General features: G+C 49.0%; 6 protein-coding genes. 5 read left to right on the top strand and 1 reads right to left on the bottom strand.

Translation table 11 applies throughout. The features are described 5' to 3' along the window. Nucleotide 1 precedes the first annotated feature (1 nt). The 4 genes from P6910_RS07980 to P6910_RS07965 all read left to right on the top strand — a co-directional run bounded on the left by P6910_RS07980 (nt 2) and on the right by P6910_RS07965 (nt 11,523). A complete protein-coding gene (locus P6910_RS07980) occupies nt 2-283 on the top strand; it encodes a hypothetical protein (protein WP_317145739.1) in 282 nt (93 codons plus the stop codon). Nucleotides 284-360: 77 nt separating this feature from the next. Continuing rightward, the gene (locus P6910_RS07975; RefSeq protein WP_317145738.1) at nt 361-753 is read left to right on the top strand and encodes a hypothetical protein; all 393 of its coding nucleotides are present in this window, start codon (nt 361-363) and stop codon (nt 751-753) included. Between the two features lie 58 nt (nt 754-811). Further along, entirely contained in the window at nt 812-5,701 is a 4,890-nt protein-coding gene (locus P6910_RS07970; RefSeq protein WP_317145737.1) for a hypothetical protein, read from the top strand. Next, nucleotides 5,698-11,523, top strand: a complete 5,826-nt coding sequence (locus tag P6910_RS07965) for a hypothetical protein (RefSeq protein WP_317145736.1) — start codon at nt 5,698-5,700, stop codon at nt 11,521-11,523. Before P6910_RS07970 ends, P6910_RS07965 begins: the two co-directional genes overlap by 4 nt. 171 nt (nt 11,524-11,694) lie before the next feature. Here P6910_RS07965 and P6910_RS07960 read toward each other — a convergent pair whose 3' ends face one another. Beyond that, nucleotides 11,695-11,934, bottom strand: a complete 240-nt coding sequence (locus tag P6910_RS07960) for a hypothetical protein (RefSeq protein ID WP_317145735.1) — start codon at nt 11,932-11,934, stop codon at nt 11,695-11,697. A gap of 125 nt (nt 11,935-12,059) precedes the next feature. Here P6910_RS07960 and P6910_RS07955 point away from each other — a divergent pair, with 125 nt between their 5' ends. Next, entirely contained in the window at nt 12,060-17,741 is a 5,682-nt protein-coding gene (locus tag P6910_RS07955) for a hypothetical protein (RefSeq protein ID WP_317145734.1), read from the top strand. Nucleotides 17,742-17,916 lie beyond the last annotated feature (175 nt).

The raw sequence follows: 17,916 nt of genomic DNA, 5'->3' as shown, positions 1-17,916 counted from the left end.
CTTGACAACTCGTTCCCACGCTCTCAGGGCGTCGCCAAACTCTCTCCAGCGTGGGAACGAGTTGACTCCCGTCATTCCCGACTTCATTCTCGTCATTCCCGACTTCATTCTCGTCATTCCCGACTTCATTCTCGTCATTCCCGACTTCATTCTCGTCATTCCCGACTTCATTCTCGTCATTCCCGCGAAGGCGGGAATCCACACTGACTCACCACCAGAACCCTACTGCCCGGTGCCCCCCCCTGGCCTTGTCATCCCCGAGAAGGCAGAGATCCACCGTTAGCGCTGGATTCCCGCCTTCGCGGGAATGAAGATCTCAGAGCATGGGAACGAGCTGTTGGAGTCTTGCGACAGCCTCGAATGGAGTTTTGCAACAGCCTCGAAGGCGGGAATCCACACTGTCTCACCACCAGAACCATACTGCCCGGCGCCCCCCCCTGGCCGTGTCATCCCCGAGAAGGCAGAGATCCACCGTTGGCGCTGGATTCCCGCCTTCGCGGGAATGACGACCTCAGAGTATGGGAACGAGCTGTTGGAGTCTTGCGACAGCCTCGAATGGAGTTTTGCGACAGCCTCGAAGGCGGGAATCCACACTGTCTCACCCCCAGAACCCTACTGCCCGGCGCCCCCCCTGGCCGTGTCATCCCCGAGAAGGCAGAGATCCACCGTTGGCGCTGGATTCCCGCCTTCGCGGGAATGACGACCTCAGAGCATGGGAACCAGAGTATATCCAACTTTGCCATCGTGAACTAAATTCACTCAACAGTTTAACAGAACAGCCATCAGCGTTTGGCAGCTCTGAGGTAATAGAATGACAGTTGCCCGCCCCAATGTATTAAGCCTTGCAGTGGCACTTGCAATCAGCTCTTCCATTATCGGTACCCAGGCACTGGCCGAGTGCAGGTTGCTGACAAAATCTATTGATATTGTGAAAAATGGACAAGTGGAGTTTACCCGGAGTGAGGTCAGGGTTCAGCCAACTTTAGGTGAAGACGGGCAGCCAATACCTAAATCCTTTACCACCACCTACCCGGATCAGACGCCAACCAGAGAGGGCTATATCGTTCCTTCTGATGGCTTTACAAACATTCTTTCTGCCATCAGTGCTGACGTTTCCAGCATTGATCTGTTTGAAACAGGCGCGAATGAGGTTGCCCAGAAATACACCAAAGTCCTGAAGGTCGGTGATGAGGAAGTCTTCAGGTTCACCCATAGCCTTAATGAAAAGAAACTGGTCATTGAAGTCAGAGGCGGAATGACCGATCAGGATACCGTTGAGACTGTGCGTGATCGATTTCCTGGCATCGAAGCATTGGAACCGCTAACAAAAATTGCCGGGCCCGAAGGTCTGGCTAATGTGCTCGAAGCTGCCAATATCAGGGCAGGAAAGCTTGGCACAAGTGATCACTATGTACCCCTTGCCACCATTGAAGTAGAAGCAGTTGAAGTGAACAGGCGTACCTTCATGCGTCCTGTCGTTGCAGGTAATCAGCCTCCTGAACTGCATCGTCTGGGTCAATCACTCTTTGTCAATGATGATGTTCTCCTGGCAGCAGCTACCTCTGCCTATATCCAGGTCCATGTCCTGCAAGAGGATTTACAACAGAAGGCGCTTAATGAACTGCTGGCACAGAGCAAACCCGTCGGATATGTTGTACACGTCGAGGATGACACACAGGTTTATCCTGTGCCCGCCGGTTATCCAAAGTTGGAAGTGGCAGAAGCTCCGGGGGAGGTGATTGTTTTTCATGGTCAGATGCAGAGTCCGGATGATGTCGCTTTTGTAGAAAGCCTCTATAAATCATGGGCAGAAGCCGAGGCAAATAACCTGACTCCTGCAGTATGGGTTAATAAACATAAAGTCAAAAGCTATCAGTACGTCATCCGAAGCAGGCAGATGACAATGCTGGAAAAGATTGCTGCTCAGCACGATGCTGACCTTGACGAAAGTCAACTGATTACGCTGGCCTACTATGAATCTCTCCAGCAGGCATTGACCAGTGCTGCTTCAGATCAGGCAGATGGATTTCAGTTTGCACTGGAACACTTCAGAATCGCTTCGTCAGTCATGACGCCAACCTGGTTGAAGATTCAACTCTCAGAGCACTTCAGTTTCAAACCCGCACTTGGAAATCTTCTGACTAACCAGCATTTTGTTCAGGATATTCTCAATACTATACCTGTCTACTCCCATTTAATGACCGATTTTTTTTACGACGATGAACAGTTTGCTGCCAAAGTCCTGAGTGACATGGCCAAAGAGCATATTAAGATGGACAGCAGGCGAGAACAGCTACAGACCATAGAGGCCAAACTCTTCCAGCTTAAAAGCCAGTTGCAGCGCGAAACGGAAAGAGCCGATGCCAGTGCCAAGGAAAAGCAGAAAGCACAAAGTCCCTATTGGGAAGCGGAAAATAAGCTTGAAAAACTGGAAGAAACAATAGACCGAACGCCATGTCACCCCAAAACCAGGCCTGAAGTACTCAATAAACTAAAAGCTGTGGAAAGAGCCCTTGAGGACAACCGCCTCAGTTATGAAGACGATGTGTATCTCCATCGCCAGATCATTTCTGAAGACATACAGAAATACATCAGAGAAGCCAGAGAGCACTCAGAGGAAGAGGCCCTGAACATACTGGAAGCCATAGAAAAAATTTTCAACATCGAAATCAATGAAGGTGATGACAAAGCAGCAAGACTTGAGAGGATTCATAAAAGGCTTGATGGCCCAGCTGTCTCAGCTTACGACCTGGATAAGATGGACAAGATCCTCTGGCAGGATTTCAGCACAGCCCCGGAAGATCTGGAAGGAAGGGATGTCAGACTCAACTCGATTCATGCGCGTCTTACTTTTAAAGTCGAAGAATGGGAACAACAAGCCAAAGAACAACAGACCTATTATCTTTCGTCTGTAGAAGATGAGCTGGAGATCTACCCTTATAAAAGCGATGCCGCCATAGAAAAAGGCAAGGCTCTGACTGCCAGACTGGCCAATGTTCTGCAGGTGGAGTTTGAAAAGGATCTCAGCCTGTCTGGCAAGAAGCATCTTCTATTAGCCAAGGCTTGGGCACTCACTGATGAAGTTTCAGAAGTCTATGAAAATGAAAGTATCAAAAGAGACAGAAACAATGAAATTGCCCATCAACTCAACATTGAAGACTATCAGGATCATGCCACTATTGACGACCAGGTCAGTCTGATTAAAGAAAAACTCACACAGCTGCGCAAAGCAGTTCTCGGAGCGGGCAAACTTGATCTTAATGAGCGTATTGCGGCTGTAGAGGATGAGCTTGACAAGCAAATGGCCCGCCTGGGATCTAAACCCCGATACGCTCTTGATCGTGAGTTAGCCACAGCCAGGCGCTTATTAAAAGAAGCTGAAAGTGAGCTGGAGACTGCTCATCAAAAACTGGATGTTATGCGCGTCAAACAACTTGTATTTACCGGAACCCGTGCTTACCTCCGACGTATCTCGCAACAACCCGCTCTTAATACCATTGAAGAAGCCGTGGATCTTGAAACGGACGCTACTGACACCAATGGACAACCGGTTAATGCCGTGAGAAACAGACAGGCACAACCGGACAGTGATGATGGTACTGGTGGCAAGATGAGCCAGCAGCTGACTCAGGAAAAAACCCGTCTGGAAGCTGAGGTTGAAGCCAGGAAAGCAGACGTTGAGAGAATAAAAGAAGTCCTGAAGTCTGCAGAGGAAGCTGTCGAAAATAACGGCGGTCCCTTCCAGTTCACACCAGGACAGGAAAAAGTTCGGGCCGATATGCACGCCTTCGTGCAACAACACCCTCTCAGGAAACAAGCTCTGGAAGCCGCAATGGGTCTGGCACAATCAGCAGTAAAAAGCGGCAAGGCAATACCCTGGCTTGGATCTTTCGATTTTGACAATGAATTGGCACCGGTTCGCTTACAGGCACTGGTCGGAGACGAACTGACGTTTGACCAGGCCAGCCGAATTGTGGCCGTTTTCAGGAACCTGAGAACCCGCTTCCCGGAACCTTCTCACGAGCTTACGGAGGATCAGTCTCAGAATATCCTGGAAAAAGTCCAGTCGCTGGTGCAAAGGGCCAGGAATGAGATACAGAAAGGGCCTCAACAATACGACGAAGAAATTCACAGCATGGGCAACACAGCCATTCACTACTTCGATCATAAACCAGGTGACCTGCAAAGCTTCCCGGAATACTTCGCTACCCATTCTGCCACTGGTAACAGGATCATGGCGCTGCTGCATGAAGGCCTGATCAGCAAGGTTGAACTTGAGAACTATATAAAGGCCATCAGAAGAGCTGATAATTATAAGACAGTAGACGAATTTGAACACTTCCTTGGCTACAAACACGGCACCAAATTGACTCACTTCAAGGCGGCCGTAAGGATGTTGTCCGACAAGGGCGTTAAGAAATTCATAGAAAGTGCCCTTACTCCTGTAACTGCGGCTGGCCCGACAGGTATGAAAGAGTCTGTTACCGGCATGAAAGAGTTCGCAGCTGCGGTCATCGCCAACTACGTTCTTGACGATATTGCCTTTGACAATGGCCGCAGGACGGCAGCTTTCCTGGCCAATGTTCAGGATACCCTGACACCTTATGCCAATGCTGCCGGAATATCTGAATCAGAACTGATCCAGACTGTCCATGACACCTTGATGCAGGCTCATGCCGCAGCGGTTGAGCAGCAGCTAAAGGATTGCTGGGTCAAACCTTCAGCTTTTCTGGTACAGGCTGTGACCTGGTACTACTCCAGCTACAAACCGCTACTGGTGACCCAAAGCGCCCGGCAGGCTGTCGAGCTGTCCCTCTCGAATATGTCGTTCCTCTATCTTCTGGATCTGATCAACAGGGGCGATTATACGCACAGGATACTGACACCTTTCCAGCATTGGATGGAACGCTTCGGTGTTGATCTTGACCGGACCGGTCAATATGCCTGCCACAGTGCAGTTGAACAAGTCTCTGAAGTGGGCGGACTGGCCATGCCATTGGGTAAAGCTGCTTCTTCAGTCATTCTGCTAAAAACCGGCTCCATGCTGTTTGCCAGACAGCGCAACGCCAATCCTTACAGGTATCGCAGCATTTCCCGTCTGGTGCCCGAAATAGTGAAATCCATGGGTTCCGGGCAAGGGGTTCAGGTGCCGCTGGTGCACAGGGTGACACCGCAAAAAGTAAAACATCTGGCCTCTGCCACAGCTGGCCTGGTGCTGGGCCCGGTAGCCACTGTCGGAGCATACGCTCACGGTCTTTTATCTGGGTTTACCTATGCCCAAACATTCGGATTCGCACTGGCATCGAGTCTCACTTTCGACTTCTTTATGAACGACAACAAGATGCTAACTCATTGGCTGGGTGGACCTCTGGGCCGGAGTATTGACAGGATAAATCGCTGGCGGGGCATCGGCGAAACGAACGATGAATATGTGGAACGTTCGGCTATTGCCACGCCTCAACGCTTCAGTGAAACCGACGAAGAATATGCAAACCGTGTTAAAGCAAACAACACGATGCATGGCTGGACTCGACACGAAAACTATTTGCAGTTCCGTGAACGCCGGGATCGCACCATGAAACTGTTTGACAATGGTTGGGAGAAATACTTCAGGGAAAATGTGCCTAAATGGTCATTCTCCCATGCAGAAAGTATTCCTTACTCCTACACTTTGGATGCTTTGTTTGAGGTAGTAGAATGACAAATGCTTACCCCAGCGCATTAAGCCTCGCAGTGGCGATTGCAATCAATTCTTCCATGCTTACTACACAGGCACTGGCCGATCGCAGGTTGCAGATAAAATCTATCGATATTCAGAGCGATAAACATGTGGTGTTTACCCAGAGCGAGTTTATCGTTCGGCCAACTTTAGATGATGACCAGCAGCCAATACCTAAATCCTATACAACCACCTACCCTGATCCTGTTTTCTCTGGACTCAGGGCGGGCTATATTGGTCCTGCCGGAGGCTTTACAAACATTCTTTCCGATTTCGATTGTCAGGTTTCCAGTGTTGATCTGTTTGAAACCGGCGAGAATGACGTTGCTCAGAAATACACCAAAGTCCTCAAGGTGGGAGATGAGGGAGTCTTCAGGTTCAGCCATAACCTTGAAGAAAAGAAACTGGTCATTGAAGTCAGAGGCGGAATGACCGATCAGGACTCAGTTGAGGTTGTTCTTTCTCAATGGGCTGACATGAAATCCCTGGAACCTTTAACGGAAATCGCCAGACCCACACAGATGCTTGCAGTGCTGGAAAGCGTCGATGAGAGAGCAGGAAACCTCGGCTCGCGTGATCACTATGTTGCCCTTGCCACTATTGAAGTAGACAAGGTTGATGTCGATGGGCGCACATTCATGCGTCTTATCTCAGGGGGTGACCGGCCTCCTGAACCGGAGCGTCTGGGTCAATCGCTGTTTGTCAATGATGAGGTTCTCCTGGCAGCGGCCACCTCCGCCTATGTACAGGTTCATGTACTGGGAGGAGAGTTACAACAGGAAGCTCTCAATAAACTGCTGTCGTACCATAAACCCGTCGGATATGTTGTGCACGTTGAGGATAACACGCAGGCTTACCCTGTGCCCGCCGGTTATCCAAAACTCGAAGTGACCGAGGCCCCCGGAGAGATTATTGTTTTCCATGGTCAGAAACAGAGCGCAGCCGATATCGCTTTTGTGGAAACCTTCAATAACCTCCTGGCAGCAGCTGAGGGTAATGACCCCATTCATAAAGTAACAACAGAGATTGAAGAACATAAGGTCAATAACTACCGGTACGTCATTCGAAGCAGGCAGATGGCAGTACTGGAAGAGTTTGTTGCACGGCACGAAGCCGGAGTTAACAAAGATCAAATGACGCTTGCACAGGAAGATAAATTGACGGCGATTGCGCTTGCGAACTATGAATCTCTGCAGCAGGCATTGAGCAGTGCGACTCCGGATAAAACACATAAATTTGAGCTCACACTGGAACACATCAAAGCGGCTTCGTCAGTTATCACGCCAGCCTGGATGCAGGACCAACTCTTAAAACACTTCAGCTTCAAACCCGTACTCAGAAATCTTTTGACTGACCAGCATTCTGTTCAGAAGATTCTGAGCTATATACCCAATGTCGTCAGTTTCTCCGACAACATGGCCAGACAGCTGACTGAGACCGACGACGAGTTGGAACGACAAGTCCTTGATGCCAGAAGTGTTTACAACTCTGAAATGGCAATACTGCTTGGCATAGATGACTGGGATGATACCTGGTCACCGGATGAGCAAGCCATACGCCTTCTGGAGAAAATTAACGACATGCACAGAGCGCTTGCCAACGCTCACTCCATTCAACAGTATCAGCAACAACAGACAGACCTGTCCGACCCGGAAAAACTGGCACTGGTGAAAGAGAGGCAACAAAGCACCAGCACAGAGGCTGAAAAATCAGCTGAAATCAGAGCCCGCTTTGCAGCTCTTGCCGAACATTTAAACGTTCAGAATTTTGATAGCAATACAGATATTGACGCTCAACAAGAACGCCTGATTCAGAGTATTCAGAACCTGAATGCTCAAGCCACTGAGGACGAAGCTTGCGTCAAATTAAGGAAAGATACCCTGAGGGAGGTTCTTGGTTTTACACTGATTGAAGGCAACAGGTTAGAAGACCGTCAGGTACTGTCAGAAGACACTAAGCACGGGGACGACAGACTTGCAGGTGTAGAAAATCCCCCCGAATTCAAGCTTGAAGTACTTCATAAACTGAGTGCTCTGGAAGCAGCCCTGGACATGGATGTCCTCGGTAGAGAGGACGATGAGTACAGTCGTCGTCAGGCCATTTCTGAAGAAATTCAGACATTCATCACAAAAGCCAGACAGCGGACAGAGGAAGAGGCACTGGAGTTACTGAAAAACGCCGAAGGAATCCTCGGGATCGAGGTCAATGAAGGTGATCACGACGAAAAACGACTTCACAGAGTTCTTACAAAACTTGTCAGCGATGATATCACCGAAAAAAAACTGGATCATCTAGAGCATGCCTTCAGGCAAGAAGACTTCATACCTGAGAACGAATACTGGAAAGATAAAATTCGGAGGCTTGGTAAGCGTCTTGTCTTTTATATCGAAGGCGCCGGTCATCGAGCCTTACAGGAACAGACAAGGATGCTTGAAACTGTAGAAGACGAGCTGGGTATCGACACAAGTAAAAACGTTGCTGCTAAAAAAGCAAGCCAGACTTTCATTGCTCCACTGGCCAATGCTCTAGAAATAGAATTTGAAAAAGATGCCAGCCTGAATGAACAGAAGGAAGTTATGGCAGCCAAAATTCAGGCACTGATTTATCAGCTAGACGAACTCTACGATAACGAAGGTATCATAAGAACCAGAAATAACGAGATTGCCCATCGCCTTGGCATTGGGAACTATAAAGACGATGCGGCTGTGGATGTTCAGTCCAATCTCATTAAGGAAACTCTCCAATATCTGCATGAAATCGTTTTAAAAGTAGATCAGCCCGAGGTTCATGAGCGTATCGCAGCCATTAATGCAGAGCTTGACAGGCAAATGGCTCGCCTGGGACCTAAGCCTCGATTCGTCCTTGATCGTGATCTGGCCATGACCAGTCGAGCATTAAAAGAAGCTGAAAGCGAGCTGACTGATGTTCATCGCAAACTGAATGAAATTCGTGGCAAAAATGTGTTATTTGCGGGGAACCGTGCTGACGTCCAACATATCTCCGATGAAGACGACATGCTTTTCACTAAGGCAATGAAACAATTGCAGACCGGCCTCGGCCTGGCTGCAGGTGATGAACAAAGACCTGCAGGGCGAATTGAGGACATCATGCATTTCCTGGGGAGGTACAGTAAAGCGACACGGAATGAAATCCTTGAGCAACTGGGAGCCAAAACAGATACGAACCTCAAGATGAGAGGAGATGTCGAAAGTTTTCGGGAAGATGATGATTACTTTGTTATCTTTCGGAGCAATCCAGATAATAATGATCAAGACCAAGATGATAAAGTTGCTGAACCATTGGGTGAACTGCCTCTGGCCAAGGCAAAGTACATTCAAGTCAGGCAGTTCCTGCGTCGTCACGACAAGAAAAACAGGCAGGTGACCAGTGCACTGCTTGAAGAGAGGAATGCACGAGAGAATCTGGAACTTAAGAAAGAGGAAATTAAGCGTTTTGAAAACACCGATGAGAAGACTGAAGCCGTATACAAGAAAGAAATAGTTCAGCTGAATAAAGCCCTGGAGCAGAAAAGTAAGGCTGTAGCAAAAGCAGAAGAGGACCTGACGGATCTTGAAGCCCATCTTGACTCGATGGAAAGACTCATCGGTCTTAAACCAGACGCCACTAACACCAATGAATACCGGGTTAATGCCCTGAGAAACAGGCAGGCAGAGCTAGGCGGTGATGATGGTACTGGCGGCTATATCCAACAACTGACTCAGGAACAGGCCCGCCTGGAACAGGAGATTGAAACCAGGCAAGCAGATGTTGAGAGGTTAAAGGAAGCCCTTGGGGCTGCAGAGGAAGCCCCGGGGACTGCAGAGGAAGCTCTCGAAAATGAGGGTAGTCCCTGCCAGTACACGCCGGGGCAGTTAAAAGTTCTGACCGATATGCACACCTTCATGGAGCAGCACCCTCTCAAGAAACAAGCTCTGCACGTCGCATTAGGTCTGGCAGAATTAGCAGCAAAAAAACCTGAGAATATACGCCCTCTTTCAAGTCTCGACTTTGACGATGAATTTGCGCCAATTCGTTTGCAGGCATTGGCTGGAGACGATCTGACGTTCGGTCAGGCCAGTCGAATTGTGGAATTCTTCACGCGTTTGAAGACAAACTTCCCGGAACGCCCTTTCGAACCTGTTGAAGATCGGCCCTTGAATGTTCTGGAAGCAGTCCAGACTCTGGCAAACAGGGCCAGAAAAGAGATGAAAACCGAGTCTCAACAATATAACGACGAAATTAACGGCATGGCCAAAACAGCCATTCACTTCGTCAAAGATGCACCGGGGAAACTGAAAGATTTCCCGGAATACTTCGCTACCCATTCTGCCAGCGGTAACAAAATCATAACTCTGCTGCGTGAAGGCGTGATCAGCAAGATTGAACTTGAGAACTACATGAAGGCCGTCAAAGGTGCCGACGGTTATCAGACAGTGGACGAATTTGAACATTTCCTTGGTTACCAACACGGCGTCAAGGTGCTTAAGTTCAGGAAGGTCGTCCGGATGCTGTCCGACAGGGGGATTGATGAATTCCTGGAAAGTGCCTTTAACCCTGTGACGGTGGCTGGCGCGGCGGGTATAAAAGCTTCTGTTGTCGACATGAAAGAGTACGCGGTTGCTGTCATCGCCAACTATGTTCTTGACGATATTGCCTTTGACAATGGCCGCAGGACGACAGCGTTTCTGGCCAATGTTCAGGATACCCTGACACCTTACGCCAATGCTGCCGGACTCTCTGAATCAGAACTGATCAAAGCTGTCCATGACACATTGATGCAGGCTCATGCCGCAGCGGTTGAGCAGCAGCTCAATGATTACTGGGTCAAACCTTCAGCCTTTCTGGTACAGGCTGTCACCTGGTACTTCTCCAGCTACAAACCCCTGCTGGCGACCCAGACCCCCTGGCAGGCTGCCACACTGTCTCTCTCAAACATGGCATTCCTCTATCTTCTGGATCTGACCAACAGGGGTGATTACCTGCACCGGATGGTCATACCTTTCCAGCACTGGTTGGAACGCTTCGGTATTGATCTTGACCGAACCAAACAATATGCCGATCACAGCAGGATTGAACAAATCTCTGAAGTGGGTGGCTTGGCCATGCCATTGGGTAAAGCCGCTTCCTCCGTCATTTTGCTGAAAACCGGCTCCATGCTATTTGCCAGACAGTACAACGCCAACCCGCAGATGTATCGCAGCATGTCCCGTCTGGTACCCGAAATAATGAAATCCATAGGTTCCGGGCAAGGGATTCAGGTACCTGTGCTGCACAGGGTGACACCACAAAAAGTAAAAACTCTGGCTTCTGCCACAGCCGGTCTGGTGCTGGGCCCGGTAGCCACCTTCGGAACGTACGCCCACGGTCTTTTATCCGGTTTTACCTATGCTCAAACCTTCGGATTCGCCTTGGCGTCGAGTCTCACTTACGACTTCTTTATGAACGACAACAAGATGCTCACTCAATGGCTGGGTGGTCCTCTGGGCCGCGCTCTTGACAGCATTAATCGCTGGCGAAGCATCGGTGAAACGCAGGATGAATATGTGAAACGTACGGTTATTGCCACGCCTCAACGCTTCAGTGAAACCGATGAGGCCTATGCCAACCGTGTTAGAGCAGGCAACAAGATGTATGGCTGGACCCTACATGAAAATTACCTGCAGTTCCGTGAACGCCGTGATCGCACCATGAAAATCTTCGAGAATGGCTGGGAGAAATACTTTAGGGAAATTGTACCTAAATGGTCGTTTTCCCACGCAGAAAGCATTCCATACTCCTACACTCTTGGAGCCATTTACCAATGATAAAAGAAATGCCCCGCAATCAAGCTTTCTAACCAACACCTCGGGCGATCAGTTTGCAGCCATTAAGTACTCAGCCATACGGAATCGAATATTTCTGGTTTATTGGGCAGGTGCTCTGCAAGGCACAACGACGGGAACATAGCAAGCTATGTGACCAGAGTTGCAACGCAGTCAGAGGGTGTCGCAAAACTTCAACAGCTCGTTCCCATGCTCTGAGGTCGTCATTCCCGCGAAGGCGGGAATCCAGCGCCAACGGTGGATCTCTGACTTCTCGGGGATGACAAGGCCAGGGGGGGGCACCGGGCAGTATGGTTCTGGTGGAGAGTCAGTGTGGATTCCCGCCTTCGCGGGAATGAAGCCGGGAATGTTGGGAGTCAACTCGTTCCCACGCTGGAGAGAGTTTTGCGACACCCTCAGTCAGAGTGCCTGAACAATGAATCAGAAAATATGATTTCGTATGGTTGAGTACTTAAACACCGGCGGTTACGCCAACTGTAACCTCTCCTTCTGAGCCCACAGACTTCTGAGGTATTGGAATGACGAATGCTCGCCCCAGTGCATTAAGCCTTGCAGTAGCCATTGTAATCAGCTCTTCGATCATTGCCACACAAACACTGGCCGATCGGAAGCTGAGGACAAAATCTATCAATATTCTGGTCAATGGACATATGGAGTTTACCCACAGTGAAGCCATGGTTCGGCCAACTTTAGATCCTGACCAGCAGCCAATACCCAAATCCTGTACAACCACCTACACTGCTCTGGCTGCAGACAAGGAGAACCAGGTCCTTCCTGATGTAAGCTTTACACAAGTTCTTTCTTTTGTTGATGGCGTCATGTCCATTGTTGATCTGTTTGCAACAGACGAGAATGACGTGGCTCAGAAATACACCAAAGTACTGAAGGTAGGTGATGAGGGCGTCTTCAGGTTCACCCATAACCTTGAGGAAAAGGAACTGGTCATTGAAGTCAGAGCCGGAATGACCGATCAGGATTCCATTGAGGCGGTTCGTGCCGGATTTCCCTGGCCACTGTACGGCGCCCAATCATTAGAGCCCTTAACGAAAATCGCCAACCCCTTTCGACTGAATGATTTGCTGAATACTGTCTATGACAGAACAGGAAATCTCGGCACCAGTGATCACTATGTTGCCCTTGCCACCATTGAAGTAGAAAAAGTTGCAGTGAACGGGCGCACCTTCATGCGTCATATCGCTTCGAAAGATCAGCCCCCTGAACTGCAGCGCCTGGGTCAATCACTCTTTGTCAATGACGATGTTCTCCTGGCAGCTGCCACCTCTGCCTATATCCAGGTTCATGTCCTGGGAGAGGAGTTACAACAACAGGCTCTTAATAAACTGTTAGCACACAGCAAACCCGTCGGCTACGTTGTACAGGTCGCGGATGACAGGCAGATTCATCCTGTGCCTGCGGGTTATCCAAAGCTGGAAGTAGCAGAAGTTCCGGGGAAGATGATTGTTTTCCATGGTCAGAAACTGAATCCCCGTGAAATCGTTTTTGTAGAAAACCTCTATAAACTATGGCAGGAAGTTGAGGGTCATACCCACGCCGCTGCATTGGTAACACAGGTTAAAAAATATAAGGCCAAAAGCTATCGGTACACCATTCGAAGCATGCAGATGGCAATACTGGAGGAGTTTGTTGCGCGGCACGGTGCTGAGGTTCACGAAGACCTGCCGACGATGCTCACAAACGAAGAAAAACTGGCAATGCATGCACTTGTTTATTACGAATATCTCCAGCAGGCATTGGCCAGTGCGACTCCCGATCATACGATTTTTGCCACTGAATTTGAGTTCACACTGGAACACATAAGAGTCGCTTCGTCAGTCATCACCCCACTCTGGGTGCATACTCAACTAGTAAAACACTTCGGTTTCAAACCTGTACTCAGAAATCTTCTGATCAACCCGAATTTTGCCCGGAATATTCAGAATTTTGTACCCGTTATCAACGATATCAATCAGGTGCAGACCGATTCTCGCGGGAACGACAAAAAGTTTGCAGCCAAAGTCATAAGAGACATGACCAGACAGCTGCTTGAAAAACTGGAGGAACTACAGGCAGAAGAAGAGGAACTCGTCCAACTTCATAACAACTTACGGCGCACAACAGAGAGAGCGAATGTCAGTCAGAAGGGAAAACTGAGAGCACAGCGGCGCTATCGGGAAGTTGAGGAGGAGCTTGCAAGGGTTCACATCGAGCTGGAAGATCTGGAAAATCAGGAACTGAAAATTCTGCAGCAAGTTCAACGAATCCCGGAGCTGGAAAAACAAGTTCGTAATATCAGGGCAGAAGCCACAAAAGCCCTTAACACTCAAATGGCCGCAGAGCTTGGTATTGATAACTGGGATGATGCCCAGCCACCAGAAGAACAAAACAGACTCATCAGAAAAAAAATTTATGAAATCAAACAATGGCTGGCAGCAGGAAGATCCGGTATGGAAACTCTGACTGCAAAACTGGCAGTCATTGAAGGCCAGTTCGGTATTATCCCGGTGGATGAAAACGATGTGGATGCCCGCTATCAGACCATTCAACAGCATATGCAACAAATGCCAGACCCATCTGATGGCGCAACCTGCCTGAAACTGGCGAGCATTGAAAGTCAGCTCAATCTGGCGCCAGATAACGAAGCTGATCTGGTAGCCCGTCGCCAGGCCATTCTTGATCGGTTGCAACGGCATTTTCTGGCCACCAGCGCAGAGGCTGCAATAAAAAGCCAATATAAAACCTTTGCCGTACATTTAAACATTGAGGATTTTGATTTCGATGCAGATATTGACTTTCAGCAAAAACGCTTGCTTCAAAGAATTAAGATAATGCATGTCCAAGAACAATTTCTGATTCAAAAACTTAAGACCATGGACAGTCACGAAGACGTCATGAACCAGAAACTTGAGTCTTTGGCTGAGAGAACTCAGAAATTGAGCAATCAACAATATTTAGAGAATTCTTACACCAGGGACAGAAAAGATGCTCTGGCAGCGGTACTTGGTAAAGAGCTGAGTCCAGACGACAGACCAGAAAGCCGTGATCTTCTGGAATCAACAGTCAATGCCAAGCTCTTTGAGCTTGTAGAGCTGAAAAAAGAACTGGATGACATCAAAACCCCCGCCCCCCCCAAAGCCATGCCTGAAGTACTTGGGAAACTCAGAGCCGTGGAAAGCGTCCTGAAGATGGATCTCTTCTCTGTCGAGGACGATGCCTATCTCCGACGCCAGGCGATTTCTGATGTTATGCAGACCCATATCAAAGAAGCCAGACAACGATCGCAGGAAGAGGCCCTGAAGATACTGGAAGCCTTAGAAGAATTATTCAACATCAAAATCAATGAAGGTGATGACAAAACTGCAAGATTAGACCAGGTTCGTATAAAACTTGCTGGCGATCAGATTTCGGAATACATGCTGGACCAGATGGATAAAGTCCTTTGGGAAGATGGCAGCAAAGCTTCGGAGAAGATGGTGGCCAGGGTCAGACTCGACAGTATTCGTGAGCGTCTTACCTTTAAAGTCGAAGAGTCGGATAAGCGAGCCGAAGTAAAACAGGCATTTTATCTAATGGCTATAGAAGAAGAGCTAAAAATCGACCCTTATAAAAGCTTTACTGCTATGGAAAAAGGCATGGCTTTAACCGCTAAGCTGGCCAATGATCTGGGGGTAGAATTTGAAAAGGATCTCAGCCTGTTTCAGCGAAGGCGTGATCTATGTATCAAAACTTTTGTACTGATGGATAAGGTAAACGAAAACTATGAAGATGAAAGTGTCAAAAGACTCAGAAACAATGAACTGGCTCATCAACTTAACATCGAAGACTTTAAAGTTCATGTCTCTGTTGAGGAACAGAACAGTCTGATTACAGAAAAACTCATACAGCTTAATGAAGCTGCTTTCAAGGGGGGTTGGCCTGATGTTAATGAGCGTATCTCATTCATTGAGAATGAGCTTGACAGGCAAATAGCGCGCCTGGGACCTAAACCCCGATACGCTCTTGATCGTGAGCTGGCCATCGCGAAACGAGTATTAGAAGAAGCTGAACATAAGCTGACGGTCCGGGAACAAGCCCCTCTGGAAGATGACATTAGAACCAGGGAATCAGACATTGAGAAAATGAAGGAAGTCCTGATTAATGCCGGGAAAGCCGTCGAAAATAATCCTGGTCCCTTCCAGTTCACGCCGAAACAGGCAGAAGTTCGGGACGCTATCCAGACATTCGCGCAGCAGCACGCTGTCAATAAACAAGCTCTCGAAGCCGCATTTGCTCTGGCAGAATCAGCAGTAAAAAGCGGTAACACAATACCCTGTCTTACAGCTTTCGATTTTGACAACGAATTTGCAGCGATTCGCATGCAGGCACTGGTGGGTGACGAACTGACGTTTGCCCAGGCCAGTCGACTTGTGGAACTCTTCAAGCGCCTGAAAACGAGTTCTCTGACGGCCCTGGAAGAAGTTCAGATTCTGGTGCACAGAGCCAGGAATGAGATAAAAACCGGAGCACAAGAATACGACGACGAAATTTACGGCATGGGTAAAACAGCCCTTCACTTCGTCGAGCATGAACCAAAGGACCTGAAAGGCTTCTCGGAATATTTCGCTGCCCGTTCTGCCAGTGGTAACAGGATCATAGCCCTGCTGCGTGAAGGTCTGATCAGCAGGGTTGAACTTGAGAACTACATGAAAGCCGTCAGAGGGGTCGACGGTTATCAGACAGTGGATGAATTTGAGCACTTCCTTGATTATAAACACGGCATCAGGGTGTCTGAGTTCAGGAAGGTTGTCCAGATGCTGTCCGACAAAGGTGCCGAGGAATTCATACAGAGTGTCTTGACTCCTGTGACCCTGACTGCCAATGGCCCGGCAGGTTTGAAAGAGTCGGTTGCTGGCATGAAAGAGTACGCAGTTGCTGTTATCGCCAACTATGTTCTTGACGATATTGCCTTTGACAATGGCCGCAGGACAGCAGCATTCCTGGCCAACGCTCAGGATACCCTGACACCTTATGCCAATGCTGTTGGAATATCTGAATCAGAACTGATCAAGGCTATCCATGACACATTGATGCAGGCTCATGCCGCAGCGGTTGAGCAGCAGCTAAAGGATTACTGGGTCAAACCTTCAGCCTTTCTGGTACAGGCTGTCACCTGGTACTACTCCAGCTACAAACCTCTTCTGGTAGATCGTAGCGCCTGGCAGGCTGCCGGGCTGTCCCTGTCAAACATGTCGTTCCTCTATCTTCTGGACCTGACCAACAGGGGCGATTATCTGCACAGAATGCTCACACCTTTCCAGCACTGGTTGGAACGCTACAGTGCTGATCTTGACCGAACCGGCCAATATGCCTACCACAGCAGAATTGAACACATCTCTGAAGTGGGCGGACTGGCCATGCCACTCGGCAAGGCCGCTTCTGCAGTCATTCTGCTGAAAACCGGCTCCATGTTGTTTGCCAGACAGCACAACGCCAACCCTCAAATGTATCGCAGCATTTTCCGTCTGGTGCCGGAAATAGTGAAATCCATGGGTTCCCGACAAGGGATTCAGGTACCGCTGCTGCACAGGGTGACACCACACACAGTGAAAACGCTGGCCTCCGCCGCAGCCGGTCTGGTGCTGGGTCCGGTAGCCACCACCGGTACATACGTCCATAGCCTTTTATCAGGGTTTACCTATACCCAAACATTCGCATTCGCGCTGGCATCGAGTCTCACTTTCGACTTCTTTATGAACGACAACAGGATGCTCACTCAATGGCTGGGTGGACCTTTGGGTCGCAGTCTGGACAAAATCAATCGCTGGATAGGCATGGGTGAAACAGACGATGAATATGGGAAACGTACCGCTGTTGCTTCGCCTCAACGCTTCACTGAAACCGATGAAGACTATGCAAACCGTGTTAAAGCCAGCAACAGTACGCACGGCTGGACCCGACAAGAAAACTACCTGCAGTTCCGTGAACGCCGGGATCGCACCATGAAGCTGTTCGAGAATAGCTGGGAGAAATACTTCAGGGAAAATGTGCCTGAATGGTCATTTTCTCATGCAGAAAGTATTCCTTACTCCTACACTCTGGGAGCCTTCTATAAGTGGCGACAGGGCTATGATCAGATAGCTCCTGTTCAAGATAACAGAGGTACCTCTCAACCAGGCTTTCTGACTACCGCCTCAGGCTCTCAGTCTGAAACTGAGCAGAAGTGAGATTGCTCAGCAGAAGTGCCTTCCTGATGGAGGGTGTTGCGAAACTCTGGTTCCCGTGCTTTCAGGCCCTGTGGGTCTCAGCGTGCGAACCCATACCTTATCTCGCGCTTAGAGTCAGTTTTTCAGGGGAGGAACGCATCCCCACGCAGAGCGAGGAAACGAGTTAAAAACAACA

Source organism: Endozoicomonas sp. 8E (assembly GCF_032883915.1).
GTDB lineage: Bacteria > Pseudomonadota > Gammaproteobacteria > Pseudomonadales > Endozoicomonadaceae > Endozoicomonas_A.
This window is presented reverse-complemented; position numbering and strand designations above follow the sequence as displayed.

What these genes read in the sequence shown, in the direction of transcription:
- P6910_RS07975 (WP_317145738.1), top strand. Translation starts at nt 361, where the DNA reads ATGGAGTTTTGCAACAGCCTCGAAGGCGGGAATCCACACTGTCTCACC.
- P6910_RS07970 (WP_317145737.1), top strand. Translation starts at nt 812, where the DNA reads ATGACAGTTGCCCGCCCCAATGTATTAAGCCTTGCAGTGGCACTTGCA.
- P6910_RS07965 (WP_317145736.1), top strand. Translation starts at nt 5,698, where the DNA reads ATGACAAATGCTTACCCCAGCGCATTAAGCCTCGCAGTGGCGATTGCA.
- P6910_RS07955 (WP_317145734.1), top strand. Translation starts at nt 12,060, where the DNA reads ATGACGAATGCTCGCCCCAGTGCATTAAGCCTTGCAGTAGCCATTGTA.